General features: G+C 48.8%; 11 protein-coding genes and 1 pseudogene. All 12 read left to right on the forward strand.

Going from position 1 to position 15,847, the window contains the following annotated elements; translation table 11 throughout:
• The first annotated feature begins 50 nt into the window (after nt 1–50).
• Nucleotides 51–821: a PspA/IM30 family protein gene (locus tag LLG09_01465; GenBank protein MCE5195788.1), complete on the forward strand. Its 771-nt coding sequence runs from the start codon at nt 51–53 to the stop codon at nt 819–821.
• Nucleotides 818–1,681 carry a hypothetical protein gene (locus tag LLG09_01470; protein MCE5195789.1) on the forward strand — a complete coding sequence of 288 codons (864 nt, stop codon included), beginning with the start codon at nt 818–820 and terminating at the stop codon, nt 1,679–1,681. The genes LLG09_01465 and LLG09_01470 overlap by 4 nt, the downstream gene beginning before the upstream one ends.
• Nucleotides 1,682–1,803: 122 nt before the next feature.
• Nucleotides 1,804–2,451: a thiamine diphosphokinase gene (locus LLG09_01475; protein MCE5195790.1), complete on the forward strand. Its 648-nt coding sequence runs from the start codon at nt 1,804–1,806 to the stop codon at nt 2,449–2,451.
• 913 nt (nt 2,452–3,364) lie between these two features.
• Nucleotides 3,365–3,520 (forward strand): hypothetical protein, encoded by a 156-nt coding sequence (locus tag LLG09_01480; protein ID MCE5195791.1) that lies wholly within the window; start codon nt 3,365–3,367, stop codon nt 3,518–3,520.
• Nucleotides 3,521–3,546: 26 nt separating this feature from the next.
• Nucleotides 3,547–4,950 carry a hypothetical protein gene (locus LLG09_01485; protein ID MCE5195792.1) on the forward strand — a complete coding sequence of 468 codons (1,404 nt, stop codon included), beginning with the start codon at nt 3,547–3,549 and terminating at the stop codon, nt 4,948–4,950.
• Between the two features lie 4 nt (nt 4,951–4,954).
• Entirely contained in the window at nt 4,955–7,057 is a 2,103-nt protein-coding gene (locus LLG09_01490; protein ID MCE5195793.1) for a S9 family peptidase, read from the forward strand.
• Nucleotides 7,058–7,252: 195 nt separating this feature from the next.
• A complete protein-coding gene (gene hslO, locus LLG09_01495; protein MCE5195794.1) occupies nt 7,253–8,146 on the forward strand; it encodes an Hsp33 family molecular chaperone HslO in 894 nt (297 codons plus the stop codon).
• Nucleotides 8,147–8,162: 16 nt separating this feature from the next.
• Complete coding sequence (locus LLG09_01500) at nt 8,163–10,550, forward strand: MBL fold metallo-hydrolase (GenBank protein ID MCE5195795.1); 2,388 nt, start codon at nt 8,163–8,165, stop codon at nt 10,548–10,550.
• A gap of 19 nt (nt 10,551–10,569) precedes the next feature.
• Nucleotides 10,570–10,686 (forward strand): annotated as a pseudogene (locus LLG09_01505) (zf-HC2 domain-containing protein).
• 1,454 nt (nt 10,687–12,140) lie between these two features.
• The gene (gene nth / locus LLG09_01510; protein ID MCE5195796.1) at nt 12,141–12,773 is read left to right on the forward strand and encodes an endonuclease III; all 633 of its coding nucleotides are present in this window, start codon (nt 12,141–12,143) and stop codon (nt 12,771–12,773) included.
• Between the two features lie 11 nt (nt 12,774–12,784).
• A complete protein-coding gene (locus LLG09_01515) occupies nt 12,785–13,981 on the forward strand; it encodes an SAM-dependent methyltransferase (GenBank protein MCE5195797.1) in 1,197 nt (398 codons plus the stop codon).
• Between the two features lie 147 nt (nt 13,982–14,128).
• Nucleotides 14,129–15,667, forward strand: a complete 1,539-nt coding sequence (pckA, locus tag LLG09_01520; protein MCE5195798.1) for a phosphoenolpyruvate carboxykinase (ATP) — start codon at nt 14,129–14,131, stop codon at nt 15,665–15,667.
• The last annotated feature ends 180 nt before the right edge of the window (nt 15,668–15,847 follow it).

Here is a 15,847-nt window from a genome sequence, read left to right on the forward strand (position 1 = left end):
ATTATATAAAGAAGACATTTACATTTCATCAATAATAAGGAGTGAAGGAAATGGGACTGTTTAGTAGATTATGGACCGTAATCAAAGGTTGGTTCGGTATCGGCGTCAGTTCATTCGAAGATCCCAACGTGATTCTGGAAGCAGCACAAAATGAATTGCGTGAAAAACAGAAAGCAGTCAAATCGCAGGCTGTGCAAGTGATACAACAGAAAAATCAAATTGAGATTATGCTGCGCAACGAAAAGCAGAAATTGGCCACCATGGATGCCCAAATCAAACAGGCATTACAGATGGGACGCGATGATTTAGCGGAGCAGGTCATGAAACAAATGATGACGGTTGAGGAAGTCGCCAAAACACTGCAGACACAGTATGATCAGGCCGTAGAAGCATCGGAATTGGTCAAACAACAGGTAAAAGCTTTTGAAGCGCAAGTGCAGGCTAAATATCGGGAAAAATTGCAATTGCAGACGCAATGGAAGCAGGCGCAGATTACAGAAAAACTGAATGAAGCGTTGAGCGGAATTTCCTTTGATACGACCAATGAAGCATGGGATCGTGCCAAAGAGAAAATTCAGGAAAAACAGGCCAGAGCCGATGCCCTTACCGAAATGGGTAAGATCAACTTGCAGAGTGAAATTCAGGATGTGCAGGATGAAGTGCAGAGTTTACAGGCCAAAGAACGCCTGACTAAGCTGAAAGCAGAACTTGGTTTGGAAAAACCGGTTGGTCAAATCGACTTGGAGAAAGCGGGTACACTGGAAGACCTGCAGGTAAAAGAACGTTTGGGGAAGATTAAACAGGAGATGGGACCCCAGTGATGAAAACACCGCCTGGATCATTTCGGGTAAAGCAGCTGCTGTTATCGCCTGTTTCGCTGCTGATCAGCGCGGTAACCATCGGACTTGCTTTTTTTGGAGTTCCGCAATCCGTTTGGTTCTTTGATATGCTGATTCCTGTATCCGGCCTGGTACTGGCAACCGGCAGCCTGTTGGAGCTGATTTATCTCGTGCGGACAGCCGCCTCACAGAAATTTAAGGATAAGCTACAAAAGGACTGGAGTCTGAAGAGTTTAAGTGCTTATCGGGAAAAGCTGCGGGCGGCTTCAAAAGATTATGAAAAACAGCGCAGCCGTGCCAATTATCAGCGCGTCCGCTTTGAGCGGGTTCGCAAATTGGAACGCGATATGTTTGATGATTTTACCCGTATGGAAGTATGGGACAACGATGTGGCCCAGGAAGTGCTGGCGCAGTCGCTCAAGGGCTTTTTGCGCTATTATGAATTGCTGAATCGGGATCAACGGATAGCTTCTTTATTGGAGAACTCAAATTTACAGCAAATACAGGATGAAATTGATCGTATGCAGCGTCAGGCCGTTAATGCTTCCAGTGCGGAAGCCGTCAATCAATATCAACGGGCAGTTAAATTTAAACAGCAGGAGTTGAAGTCTTTAGAGCGGATCCGGCAAAGCAGCATTTTGCTGCAGGCACATTTGGATACGCTGGAAAGTGCCTTGTCGAGTCTTAGAACAAGACTGGTCAATAGCACGGTCTGGGGAAATGACAGTGTTCGCTTTGAGTTGAGCAATCTGACGCAGGAATTGATGGCTCTGGAGAATGCTATGGAGGAACTGGAAGGAGTGGATTCTGCTGCGCAAGAAATTGAACGGGAATTAGTCTAACTTATCTGATCTTCCATATCATAGGTCTGTGACAAAACAAATGATTGCCAAGAACAAGACTGCGTTGTTTTTGGCTGATTTGTTTTGTTGCAGCCTTTTTTTAAAAAGAAGGAGTTGACACAATGAAGCGTGCCTTGATTTTCCTGGCAGGCGAGTTCGCCGGACTGCCGGCAGGTTTTTTTCGGCAGGCGAACGATTTCGTCATCGCAGCGGATGGCGGCTATGGGCACCTGCTGAACCTGCACTGGCAGCCTGATCTTCTCATAGGCGACTTTGATTCCTTTTTGCCGGAATGGCAGAATGAAGTCAAACAAAAAGCCATAGAGTGCTTGGTTTGGCCGACGGAAAAAGATATGACGGACAGTGAGCTGGCTTTACAATTGGCCAGCCAGCGTGGCTGCGGCAGCGCGATCGTTTTTGGCGGCTGGGGCGGCCTACGCATGGATCATGCCGTAGCGAATTTATTCTTACTCGCTGCTTTCCGACAGAAAGATTTTCCGATTATCTTCAGCCACGGCGCCCAACAGGCTTGCGTAATTTCCAATGAAACCTTACAATTGTATGGTGAGAAAGGGGATTATATTTCCCTGCTGCCCTGCACCGCCGTCGTAAGCGATGTGACGACCTGCGGAATGAAGTATCCTTTGAGTCGCCATAGCTTAAAAGCCGGGTCCAGCTTTGGTGTTTCGAATCAATTCAGCGGGGCAACTGCTTCGGTTCGCTGTGGGGAAGGAATGCTCTTGGTCATCTGGTTCGGAAAGTTACAATAATAATATTTTTGCTAGAATTGTATCATAGGAATATCAATAAAAAAACATAAATTACTAAAATGTAATATTTACGGGAAGGATAATCTTATGTTTTTCGAGAATGTACCAAGGATTCATTTGCAGAAAACTCCGGCACCGCCGGGACTTCTGCCGCGTCTTGGTGCATCAATCAGTTAGAGCCGCAGTTTTAGCTCAAACGGGATGATCAGAGGCGTGTCGGTCTTGGCGGCAACAAAATAGGGATCGGGAATTTTGATTAGGTGAAAAAAACAACGGATCGGCTTGCTTCCGGCAGCCGGCGGTTTGTTGCCCAATCACTATCGTTTGCCTGCCTAGGCAGCTGCGAAAGCGGAAATCGATTTTTTTTTTGAATTATGTCCCGAAACCAGACAAACTGGCAGAGTATCCGCTGCTGAATTATTTTTGGTGTGCAGTCAATTTTTAGCGGAACAATTTTCGAAGAGGAACGTCAAATTCAAATAGAACTCCGGCGGCAGCCCGGCGTAAACAGGGCAGAGGATCCTACAGGAGCGGGGATCCACGTTTCGGAACCTTGTGGTTCGGCGGCTGTGGCAGAAGAACGAAAGAACTATGCCGCGAGAGGGATATCCATTGGGAAGAGATCGTCATTGTCGGTTCAATGGCTATCACTGCGGCCGGTTTTGTTTACGGAACCGCTTTATCCGAAGCCGATTTCAGGTTTCCCTCATCGCAGCAGCATCTCCGCTGCAGGTAATGATTGGACGCAGTAAATATCCGGGAACAAGCAAAAATCATCTGCGCTCTAATGCTAAGGTTGAGGCTGGAAAAGGTGCCGGTTTTTTATGATCACTATTTTGGCAGCGGTGCGGCCGTCCCCAGCCGGAAAGCGACGCAGGCAATGCTTTTATCGGCTCGAAGGGAAGGCATTCTTATGGAAATAATTTACACCGTAAAAACGCTTTATGGTCTGCGCGGTTTGCTCGGCAAAGAAATTCTGCCGCAGGATGCGATCCGTTTTCTGTATACCGGCAGCATTGGTGTGCTGGGCAGTCAGGCCGGTTGTTTTCCTGGCTCGGAGCGAAATTGATTCTATGATGGCAAGGGGGAAAAAGGATGAGAAAATCAAAACGATTGATTGCGGTCATTCTTACCTTGTCTTTTTTAATCACTCTTTTACCGCAGCGGGTATTGGCTGCGACCAATGAAAAATTACTATTCCATAAACAGATCCTGCAAATCAGCAATACCGGTGTGGAAACCGCGACTGATGTCGTCGTGTGTATCCTGCTGACTCCGCTCGCTCTGCCAAGCTCACAGATCCAATTTGAAGAATTGATTGATCCCTCGCCGGAACGCATTGAAACGGATCTTTATGGCAATCGCTATGCCTATGTCACTTTCGCTCAATTGCTGCCGGGAGAGAGTGTTTCAGTAAGTATTAGAACCAATTTATGCAGTTTAAATTGGCTGACCAGTAAAAGCGATCTGGCTGATTTATCGCTGCTGCTCACAGGCAGCGGCGATAATTTGGTAAGGGCACCGGAATGGACGCTCTATTTACAGGATGAAGATTATATTGCCTGTTCCAACCCATATATGATCGCTTTGGCGCAGTCATTGACAGCGGGCGCAGCCAGTGATTATGAGAAAGCACAATTGATTTTTGATTATGTCAATACCGCTATGACCTATGATGAGTCGAGTGTTTACGCCCGTCAAGGCAGTTTATCGGCTTTATTCAATTTGCGGGGGGTATGTACTGATTTCGCCGCTTTTATGGTTGCGTTGCTGAGAGCGGTCAAAATACCGGCTCGCATCGTGGGTGGTTATTGGTTCAAAGAACCGGCTGAAATAGCGGATTTTCAGGTTTTTTCCGGGACTAATTTGGCGCATGCCTGGGTGGAGTTTTATCAGGAGGGGTTTGGTTGGGTACCGGCAGATCCGACTCAAATTTACTATATGAACGGAATCCGTTTGCCGGCCCGGCAGGCATTTGCCTCTTTTCCTACCTGGGGACATGTCGTTTATGGTTATGGTACGAATATGCAGACATACTCCGTCAAAGCCAATCATTTTGGCGGAGCAGTGTTGACAACGGCCAGCAGTGATGTTTTTTCTATCAAACAGGTTTTATTGGCGGATGAGATCAAAGTCTATTTGAATCGTGAGCATCGCGTTTATTTTGCGGATGCCGCTCCGTGGATTGCTGAAAACAATCGCACCTATATTCCGTTGCGTCCTCTCTTGGAAGCCATGGGTGTTTATGTCGAATGGCAGGCGGAAAATCAGCAGATTATAGCAATCTATCACAATTGCCGCATTGAACTGCAGCTCAACAGCAGCAGCATGAAAGTCAACGGCGAACTGCGAACCATCGACGCACCGGCCTATCTTGATCCGGTCAACGGACGTACGATGATCCCGCTCAGAGCGATCACGGAAGCATTTGGCGCTGCGGTACAATGGGACGCAAGAACCCGTTCGATCTTTATCGATTATTTTAATTTAGGGGGATAAGAAATTGGCAAGAAGCAAATTTCAGCTGGAGGATATGCATCGTATCAAAGCAGCCCTTGATTTGCAATGGACAGAAGATGGCAGATACGCCTACTATGTCTTACAGAAAACGGATTTAAAGCAGGAAAAAAATCTCACCGATCTCTGGCAGTTGGATCTGGTCTCGGGTCAGGAGCGGCCGTTGACCGGCAGCGGTAATAACCGGTTGCCGCGCCTTTCCCCGGATGCGACTCAACTGGCCTTTCTGTCCAGCCGGCAGGATAACGGCAATCGGATCTATATCCTGGACTTGGCTGCCGGCGGAGAAGCACGCTGCCTGTTTACAGCGGAAGCGGTTGAGGACTTTAGCTGGACGCCGGATGGTCAATCGATTGTCTATACGGCCGCCGTTTTTCCGTTTGATGAAGATTGGACTCCTTATGCGGGTGCTCCGGCCAAAGACGGAGCCCGCCTGAAAGAGGCGACCAGGTTGGCTGCCAGCGGTGAGCAGGACAAAAGAGAGAAAAATGAAATCAACCGTGTGAAAGTGATCACACGGTTCCATTATCGCATGGACGGGGTTGGTTATTTTGGTCAGGCAAGAACGCACAATTTTATCATTCCCGTAGAGCAGAATATAAAAGAAGACTCAAAACCTACGGCACGGCAGCTTACATTTGGCGATTGGGATCACACTTTGGGTCAAATTTCCCCTTGCGGACAATGGCTTTGTGTCAGCGGCTGCCACTGTCAGGATCCGGAAATAGAGCATCGTGACGATTTATGGCTTTACCCCATCCGCGGCGGAGAGCCGGTCTTACTTTATCGCGCAGCCGGACCGAGCAAAGTCTTGTCCTGGAGCCCGGACGGCCGCTTTATTGCTTTTGCCGGACATCATAATACTTGGTTTGTTTCCAGCCGCACCGATGTCAACTTGCTGCCGGTATCCGCGTTTTTGCAGCAATTGGCGGGGGGGTTGGCGCCGGAGGCACTGACCCGGCAAAATGTGCTGAATCTGACGGCGGCATATGACCGTCCGTATGGAGCAGGCGGAGGTCCGGAACCCAGAGTAGCCGGCGGACGCACCAGCATGTGGCGCCAAAACGAGTTCTGTTTTATGCTGGGGGATCAGGGGGCAGGCGTCTTGTATCATTTTATCGAAGGGCATACGGAATGCCTATGGCGGCAGGAACAATGCAGTCTGCTGTCATTTGCCGTTTCCGATCTGGGTTTGCTGCTGTTGATCACCTCTCCTGATCAATTGGCGGAATGGTTCTGGCTGCAGCAAGGGGTGTTGCGTCAGGTAACCCATCATAACGATGCGCTGATGGCAGAACGTGAATTTGCCCATTGGCAGGCACGCAGCTTTGTCTCGGCAGAAGACGGTCAGCCGCTGCAGGGGTGGCTCTACTATCCGGCTCAGTTTGACCAAAGTAAGAAATATCCGCTCTTGCATTTGGTGCATGGCGGTCCGCACGGAGTTTTTGGACCTGCTTTTGAAATTGCCGCCCAGTACTTTGCCGCGCAAGGTTATTTCGTCCTCCTGATCAATCCCAGAGGTTCCATCACCTTTGGCGAAGAGTTCAGCCGCGTAATTGATCAAAACTGGGGTGACAGAGACTATGCCGATCTGTTGGCCGGTTTGGATGATGCTCTTGCCACCGGTTTTATTGACCCCGCTAACTGTTTTATGCATGGTTGGAGTTACGGCGGCTACATGGCGTGCTGGTTTGCAACCCAAACCAAACGTTACAAAGCAATTTGCGGCGGCGCTGTGGTCAGCAGCCTCTCTTTCGATTACGGTTTGGCGGATAACACAATGGCCAATGAATATGAGTACGGCGGTCAGCCATGGCAGGGCAAAGACAGTCAATTGGTCAAAAGTTCTCCGCTGAACTATGCCGGGCAGGTGGAAACCCCGCTTTTGTTACTGCATGGTGAGGACGATTTACGCTGCGGCATCGCCAACAGCGAAATATTCTACCAAGCTTTAAAGCGATTGGGCAAAGAAGTGGTAATGATCCGCTATCCCGGTGAATATCACGGTTTCAAACGGCCGCTGCACCAGCTCGATCGTTACGAACGGATCTTTGCCTGGTTTGAATATTATAAAAACAAAAAGGTATAGCAGGATATCAATTCGATGCCGGCTTGTGCAGCTCAGTCAGAGCCGCGTCAGCCGGTATTTTTTATGATGAGCGGGTCTTTCATGCCAGCCGGAAAAATATCAAGCTGACGAAAAAGGTTTTTGCGGGCCGAAGGAGAAATTAAGTACTTTGAGGATAACAGGATTAGGATTTTATGATAGAAAGGATCGGTTCATATGCACGATCATTTGATAATTGCCACCGCTTGTAACGGACAGATCAGGGCACTGGCGGCTGTTACCACCGGTTTAGTAGAGGAAGCGAGACAGCGGCATGACTGTTGGCCAACTGCGGCTGCGGTTTTAGGACGCAGTCTGACCGGTGGGTTGCTGCTGGGGGCTATTTTAAAAAAAGGACAGCGTCTTACTTTAAGAGTGCTGGGCGACGGTCCCTGCGGTGCGGTCGTTGTCGATGTGGATGATAGTTCCCATGTCAGGGGTTATCTGCAGGAGCCGCATGTGAATCTACCTGCGACAAGCGCCGGCAAATTGGATGTCGGCGGCGCTGTAGGCAAAGGTTTTTTGGCGATCAGTAAAGATTTGGGTTTCGGTGATCCCTATGTTGGGCAGGTACCTTTGCAAAACGGAGAAATCGCCACGGATTTAGCCTACTATTTCGCCGTTTCAGAACAAATCCCCTCGGCAGTTGGGCTGGGAGTACTGGTCAACCCGGACGGACAGGTCAAAACTGCCGGCGGGTATTTGCTGCAAATGCTGCCGGGAGCCGCACCGGATTTGGCCGAGATGCTGGAACAACGCCTGGCCGCAGCAGCGATGCCCACAGAATTGATTCAAGAGGTCGAAACTGCTGAAGCAATGCTGAAACGCTTCTTTTCGGCGGATGAGTTGACGATTTTGGAAACCAGAGAGGTTTATTACCAATGTAATTGCAGCAGGGAACGTCTGCAGCAGATTTTAATGAGTATCTCAGACGACGAACTACAGGAGATGACAGCAAAACAGGAACCGGTGGAAATGATTTGTCATTTCTGCCGAACAGCCTATTATTTTCAGCCGGAAGAAATCAGCGCCTTGCGCAAACGGAAGCAGGAAAAGCGGGACTCGAGATAAAAGTGAGGTGAGCCGTATGTCCAAACGACGTAAGACCAATGGTAACCGGAACTTTGACAGTATTATGGAAGTGAAACAAACTGTTTTTCCCAAACAAACGGTTGTGATTGGAAATCACCGTCCAACGAATCGCGATCGTACGAACGCCAAAGCAACCCTTGTCATGCAGCCAATCAATCCAGCCGATCAGGCAGACATCACGCTGCAGCAGGCAATGGAGTCTTATGCTGCATCCGGTGAAACAAAGCAATTTCTGCATCAATTGCAGCCGGAGAGCGCAAAAGTTTCTGTCTGGCCGGAAAGCGACGACGCTTCTGCGGCTTTTCTCAATCCGGAACAAACGCCGGCAGGTCCTGAAGATGCTATTTCAGCTGATGATTTGCAGCCGGAGCACACAAATGCAGAAATCGATAGCGCGGAAGAACAGCTTGCACTGCCCAGAGCAGAAGAAGCCTTCGCTGAGGAGAGTTTACTTTCGGAACAAATGTTGTTTTCTCTGCTGCATTTGCAGCAGGAAAACCGTATCCTGCTGCAAAGCAAGCAAAATGGAATCGAGCAGAAGTATCATAGATGGCTGCAGGAAGAAGCACGCCTGAAACTGCTCCATCGGGAGTATGAGCTCTTAATGGAGGAGGCAGAGCCGGAAGTTTACAGCAAGGCGGTGAGGGCCGGCGTGTCGATCTCCCGCGCGCTGCAGCAGATGCGCAGTGCACGGCAGAAAATGGAAACACAATTCCCCTGGCTGAAACGGAAAAATCAAACGGAAGAATCTGAAAAAAATGTAAATCCTGCCGCGGTGGCTGCAGAGCCTGCTTGTTCCGTCAATCAGGAAGCAGCAGCGAAACCAGAACCGTTTCAAGCGGAGAAGGATGATTTTTTGCGTTCTGATTTACCGCCGATGCCGATGGACAGTCGCCTGACCTTGCGCGGCGGTTCCGATGGCGGTCAACCGGGGGATAAGACTCCGGGCCGGCCGATGATAAATAATGTACCGCTCCTGATGGTGGACGATTCGGAATATACGGATTGGCATAATTATCTCTATCATCCAGCCAATACACCTGCTTCAACCGGAGGGCGCAGCCATGTGATTTTCAAAGCGGTAGCCGGCGGCAATGATAACGATGCGGCTTGCTATATGCTGGAAATGGTGCGTTATGGTAAACGAATTCTGATCGACGCCGGCATCCGGCTCTCTGGCCGCATTGAGCGTTTGCCGAATGTCCAAACAATACCAAAACCCGATTTGATCATCATCACACACGCACATTACAGCCAATGCGGCGCCTTACCGTATTTGGTGAAGCGTTGGCCGGATCTGCCGGTCTGGTGCAGTAAAGACTCCGAACCGATGATCGGAGCGATGCTTGATACCTTACTGCGGCCGGCAGAAGATCAGGACGACTATTTCATCGAAGCACCGGTTTACGAAGCGGCGGAGATCAAGGCAGTTCAACTGACAGTCAAAGAGATTGGAGTAAAATATTATCCGTTCCATGATGATTTATCAATTACGCTCTACGCTGCCGGTCATCTGCCCGGTGCAGTCAGTATTGCGGTGCAAGGTCAGGATGATTCTGTCTTTATTACCGCCGATTTTACAAAACACAAAGAAAAAACCGCTCTGGCTGCCGTGTGGCCTACGGAGAATTTCGATATCATGATTCTTAACATCACCAATGGGCAATTTCCTCATTTTGAACGGCAAGCTATGGAACAGGTGATGATCAGCAAGGTCAATGAGATTCTTAGCAACGGCGGCTGTGCTTTATTTCCTTGTGCCGAATTGGGGCGCGCCGAAAATTTTGCTTTCCTGTTCCGTCAGGCGATGACGGAAGGTAAATTGAAAAAGGTACCTCTCTATGCCGACGGCCGCTGCAATCAATTTTTTAAATTGATGGAAGAACATATGCAGACGGACGCGACCACAAAACCGCAGACGGGTTTTCTATACGCAGACAGTTTCCGCTGGTCGGTTACGCCCATTGATGAGACGAACCGGCAGAATGTTGCCAATCAGCCGTGCATTTTATTTGTCAATCCGGGCATGCTGACAGAAAAAGCGCCCGGTTTTACCTATCTATGCAAAATGATGAAAGATGATGTGTCCGCTGTCTTTCTGCCGACGGTGAGTGAAAGTTTGGTTGCTTTGGCGCCGCTTCTGGAAAAGCTGAGTAAAAAGCAACCAGGGAAAAAGAGTGAAATTCTATATTATCATTGGCCTTCTCATCCTGCTCAAGACGAACTGCTTGACGCAATTGAATACTTGCGTCCTCAGGTGGTTTTGTTGGTACACGGCAATGCGGAAGCACACAGAGCGATGCGCACCGCGATTCCAAGCAGTGTGATGCGGCGCAGTGTAACAACCGGGGAAACCATCCGCGTCAGACCGCAGGAAGAATAGAAGCAAAGAAAAGAAGGAGGTGATTGTTTTGCAATGCAGCCAAGTACGTTTGTTGATCCCGGCTTATGTAAAAAATGAATTGACTGTTTTGGAAAAATTGGAAGTAAAACAGCATTTCAGTCAGTGTCCGGTTTGCACCAGCCGAATGATCGCCTTGCAGACAGCCGCTCAATGCAGACAAAGCGTGAGAAGCGGGAAAACGACAACGGATTCTGATGGAATCACCGTCGCATCGGTCGATCCGGATGTCGGTGCGGCGACTCCTGAGGAACAGCCGGCATGGACGGCCGCAAAGGATGCAAATCAGGTACAAGAAATGGATATGGAAAAGGAAATGGAAGCAAACCGTCATCGCGAATCGGGCAGGGGGCAATCCGAGCGGCCACAACCTGAGGGAAAGCAGGAAATGACGGAAACTAAAAATGGAAAATCTGGATATCGACCTCAAAAAGCACGCAGAGGAGAACATACGGCAGAGCAAAAATTAAAAGCAGCTGGTATATTAATACCATATCCTGCTGCTTGTCTGAGCGGAACGAACGCAAGTCTGTCTGCGGCGCAAAAACGGGAACAAAAAATCAAAGAACCAGCGTTCCTGAAAAAAAATGAGCAACCGGATCAGGCTGCTTCTCCTGAATTGAACGGAGAAGACTTATTACGCATGCGTATGTTGGCAATGTTGGCGGAAGAAACAGCGAAATTACAGCAACAGGGGGAAGTCAATCGGCTGACCAGAATCGAAACGGTGGAGAATGCCGCGCCGCCGGAACAGAGCATGCCGGAGCCAACCCGGATTGCCGACAGAATAGAGGACGGAAGGCCGGCCGAGCACGCGAATTGGAGCGATGAGCCGGATCACAGTTGGCAAATGGAAACGGATACGAAGTTGACGACACCGGAAGAGCCGGACCAGAAGGCAGAAGCAATCCGGGCAGCGGATCCCATGGAGTCCCGGGAAGTAGAGCGCTGGCAGGACGATCCCAAACAGTATGTCGAAGTGCCTTATATCCATCCGGTGACCCGAGCTTCGGTTTCAAGAAAAGTACGCCGCACTTCGCCGGAGGGCCTGCTTTTTTTGCAGGAACAGGCTGAAAAACGGGAAGCCGAAGCAGCGATCCTGCGCGAAGAAGAAAAACAAAGAGCAGAAGAGAGAGAGGAGCAGCAGCGCAGACAGGACGAAGCGGAACAAGCTGCGCTCCTGCTGCAGGAAAGCGAACGTGCGATAAAACAAGGAACAGATGAAACTATCAATCCTGGCAAAGCTTCCGCCCGGACCGCCCGGTTGCGCCTCCTGTCGCAAATTGAAAAAGAAGCGGGTTTTGCCGATAACAGAACAGAAAAGAAACCTGTTACCATCAACAAAACGGCAAAACTATTACCTTTTTCGGAAAATTCCAAGCGTCAGGCTGCCTTTTTTCGCTTCCTCTGTGTGATTTTATTATTGCTTTCCCTGCTTTTGGCTTATGGCTGGTGGAAAGGCGCGGCGCATCCTTCGGCTGCCCTTGCGCCGGAGGGAGCAGAATTTACTGTTTGGCCGGAGACCGAAAATCCGCAGGTCAGACGTAGTGCGCTCAGCGTTCAGTGGATTTTATGATCAACGAAGAAGCCCGCAGCCAACGCATCCTGGCTCAATTGGAACGGCATTATCACAATGCGGTCTCTGATTTGAATTTTCAGAATGCCTATGAGCTGTTAGTTGCAGTCATTCTTTCAGCGCAATCGACCGATAAACAGGTCAATCAAGCTACAAAACTCCTTTTTGCCAAAGCCCCGGATGTGTTTGCACTGGCTGCTCTGACGGTTGAAGAAATTGAACAATTGACCAAAGGGGTCGGTTTATTCCGAAATAAAAGCAAAAATCTGGCGCAGATGGCGCGGCGGCTGATTGCAGATTATGAGGGAAAGGTTCCTGCGACCAGAGCGGATCTGGAAACTTTACCCGGAGTCGGCCGTAAAACAGCCAGTGTGGTTTTATCAATTGCCTTTGGAATACCGGCTTTGGCGGTGGATACCCATATTTTCCGGGTTGCCAATCGCATGGGATTGGCTGAGGCGAAAACACCACTGCAGACGGAAATGAGTTTATGTGCTTTGATCCCAAGAGAGAAATGGGGAGAGGCGCACCATTGGCTGATCCGGCATGGCCGAGTCTGCTGCAAAGCGAAAGCGCCTTGCTGTGCGGCATGCCCTGTCCGGCAGGATTGTCCGAAGATCTTAGAATGAGGGTGACAGGGATGAAAAAGCAAATTCAGCTGCCGGAGTTGTCGCAAATGGTGTCAGACCTTCTGCAGCAAGCGAAAGTGGCCAAGATTATATTCAGCGGTCCCAACCGAACCGCTGATTATCATAAACAGACCTTAATGCCTAAAAAAGGCAAAACGGGATTCTATTGGCAAGTGGAAGCGTCTGACGGTCAAAAGGTATTTCATACCAATTATTATCAAAGCGAGACAGCCGTACTCTGGCTGCAGCAGGCGACAAAGCAATACAAACAGGCGCAGATCTTGACAGCGGAGCAAGATTATCAGCTTTACTTTCAAAAGGAGGGTCTGATTCGCCTGAGTGGAAAGGCAGTACAACGGCCTATTCAGGCAGAGGAGCATAATCGCAGCAAAAATTATTTGCTGCGGGAGGGTGAACCGGTTGATTTTTTACTGGAATTGGGTATCATGACTGCCGGCGGTATGGTCAGTAAAGACCGATTTGATAAATTCAAACAAATTAACCGTTACTTGGAAATTGTGACAGATTGTTTACCCCGGCTGCCAAACGTAGGGACACTGCGCATCGTCGATTTTGGCTGCGGCAAATCTTATCTTACATTCGCACTTTATTGGCTCTTGGCAGAAAAAATGCAGCGCGAAGTGGAGATCATCGGGCTTGACTTAAAAACAGATGTGATCGAACATTGTGAAGCACTGGCGCGTAAGCTGCACTATACAGGTCTGCATTTTGAACAGGGAGACATTGCCGTTTGGCAAAATGATCGGCCGGTTGATCTGGTCGTATCGCTGCACGCCTGTGATACGGCCACGGATGCGGCCTTAACACAGGCAATTCTTTGGCAGGCAAAAGTCATTTTAGCAGTGCCTTGCTGCCAACATGAACTGGCAGCGCAGCTGCAGTCAGAAACACAGCTGGCAATGCTGCAGCATGGTATTCTGAGGGAGCGGCTGGCAAGTTTGCTGACCGATGCCCTGAGAGCAGCCGCTTTGGAAGTCTGCGGTTATACGACACAGGTCATGGAATTCATTGATCTGGAACATACTCCTAAAAATCTACTGATTAAAGCAATTAAATCACAAAAAACGACTGATTCTTCAAAAGCACGGTTGCAAATGAACCTTCTTATGCAGAGTTATGGCATCAAAGAATGGACCATGCTTAAACTTCTTGCGGAACATAACATTTACTTCAACGAACAATCATAATTACTCGATATCATTTTATATATCATATCATAAATCAAGGATAAGCCTTATTGTATGAGTAGATTTCATAAAAATCAAGTGATATTGTTGACGTTTTGCCAAAGATGAGCTACAATATAATTATCAAAAGGGCAGGAGGGAAATGCAATGTCGGAAGCAAGATTGAATTTAGATGATTTGGGAATTCATTATACCGGAGAAATATATCGCAACCTGACACCGGTCCAACTGGTTGAGCAATCCTTGAAACGGGGAGAAGGCGTCTTATCGGATACCGGAGCTTTAGCGGTAGAAACGGGTAAGTATACAGGACGTTCCCCCAAAGATAAATATATTGTGGATACGAAAGATGTGCATGATCAGATCGCCTGGGGCAGTATCAATATACCGATGGCAGAGGATCGTTATGATAAAATCTATCAGCGGTTAACCGCCTATTTAGAAAACCGTGATTTATTTGTCTTCGATGGTTTCGCCGGAGCGGATCGCAGCTATACCTTATCGATCCGTGTGATCAATGAATGCGCCTGGCAGAACCTATTTGTACATCAGCTGTTTATCCGTCCGACAGAAGCGGAATTAGCGGAGCACCGGGCTGAGTTTACGGTGATCTGCGCGCCTGGTTTCCGGGCTTGGCCGAAAAGTGACGGCACCAACAGCGAAGCTTTTATCATTGTGCATTTTGGCCGCAAACAAGTCATCATCGGCGGCAGTAATTATGCCGGGGAAGTGAAAAAATCTATCTTCTCGGCAATGAATTTTCTGCTGACGGATCAGCATGTGTGTCCGATGCACTGCTCTGCCAACATCGGCGAAAAAGGGGATGTAGCACTCTTCTTTGGTTTATCCGGCACTGGCAAGACAACATTGTCTGCCGACCCCAATCGCCGCTTGATTGGCGATGATGAACATGGCTGGTCACCCAATGGTATCTTCAATTTTGAAGGCGGCTGCTATGCCAAGTGTATCAATTTGAAAGAAGAGAACGAACCGCAGATTTGGAACGCAATCCGTTTTGGTTCCGTGGTGGAGAATGTCGTTTTGGATAAAAAGACACATCAACCGGATTACTGCAATGACAGCTTAACGGAAAACACACGCGCGGCCTATCCGATTCACTATATTCCGGGTGCGGTGATACCCTCGGTAGGCGGCCATCCCAAGACGATTTTCTTTTTGACCGCGGATGCTTTCGGTGTGATGCCTCCGATTGCCCGCCTGAATAAAGAACAGTCGATGTATTATTTCTTATCCGGTTACACATCGAAATTGGCCGGCACAGAAAGAGGAATTGTCGCACCGGAAGCTACCTTCAGTTCCTGTTTCGGAGCGCCTTTCCTGCCGCGCAGTCCCCATGTTTATGCCACCTTGTTGGGTGAACTGATCGAAACGCATCAAACCAGAGTCTATCTGCTGAATACCGGTTGGACCGGCGGACCTTATGGGGAAGGGCACCGTATTTCACTGAAATACACGCGGGCAATGGTAACGGCTGCTTTGAACGGGGAGCTCGATCAGGTAGCTTATGTCAATGATCCTGTTTTCAAGATCGATGTACCGCGCAGCTGTCCCAATGTGCCGGCAGAGCTTTTGAATCCGCGTCAAACATGGCAGGACCAAGACGCTTATGACCGTCAGGCCAAAAACTTGGTTGAGATGTTTGCAAAGAACTATGCTACACTCTAGTTTGTGCTGACGCCGTAGCGAAAATCAAAACAATCAAAAGAATAAGAAAGCTGTATCACTTGTCTGGTGAACAGCTTTTTTGTTGCATATATGTTACATCTTGATAAAATAGGAGTATTTATGCTTGACGATTTGGATTCTATATGCTATTTTTTATGAGTAATCTGCCAGGAGAATGGA

It is taken from the genome of Negativicutes bacterium (genome assembly GCA_021372785.1).
Classification (GTDB): domain Bacteria; phylum Bacillota; class JAAYKD01; order JAAYKD01; family JAAYKD01; genus JAJFTT01.

What these genes read in the sequence shown, in the direction of transcription:
- LLG09_01515 (MCE5195797.1), top strand. Translation starts at nt 12,785, where the DNA reads ATGAAAAAGCAAATTCAGCTGCCGGAGTTGTCGCAAATGGTGTCAGAC.
- LLG09_01500 (MCE5195795.1), top strand. Translation starts at nt 8,163, where the DNA reads ATGTCCAAACGACGTAAGACCAATGGTAACCGGAACTTTGACAGTATT.
- hslO (MCE5195794.1), top strand. Translation starts at nt 7,253, where the DNA reads ATGCACGATCATTTGATAATTGCCACCGCTTGTAACGGACAGATCAGG.
- LLG09_01465 (MCE5195788.1), top strand. Translation starts at nt 51, where the DNA reads ATGGGACTGTTTAGTAGATTATGGACCGTAATCAAAGGTTGGTTCGGT.
- pckA (MCE5195798.1), top strand. Translation starts at nt 14,129, where the DNA reads ATGTCGGAAGCAAGATTGAATTTAGATGATTTGGGAATTCATTATACC.
- nth (MCE5195796.1), top strand. Translation starts at nt 12,141, where the DNA reads ATGATCAACGAAGAAGCCCGCAGCCAACGCATCCTGGCTCAATTGGAA.
- LLG09_01480 (MCE5195791.1), top strand. Translation starts at nt 3,365, where the DNA reads ATGGAAATAATTTACACCGTAAAAACGCTTTATGGTCTGCGCGGTTTG.
- LLG09_01485 (MCE5195792.1), top strand. Translation starts at nt 3,547, where the DNA reads ATGAGAAAATCAAAACGATTGATTGCGGTCATTCTTACCTTGTCTTTT.
- LLG09_01475 (MCE5195790.1), top strand. Translation starts at nt 1,804, where the DNA reads ATGAAGCGTGCCTTGATTTTCCTGGCAGGCGAGTTCGCCGGACTGCCG.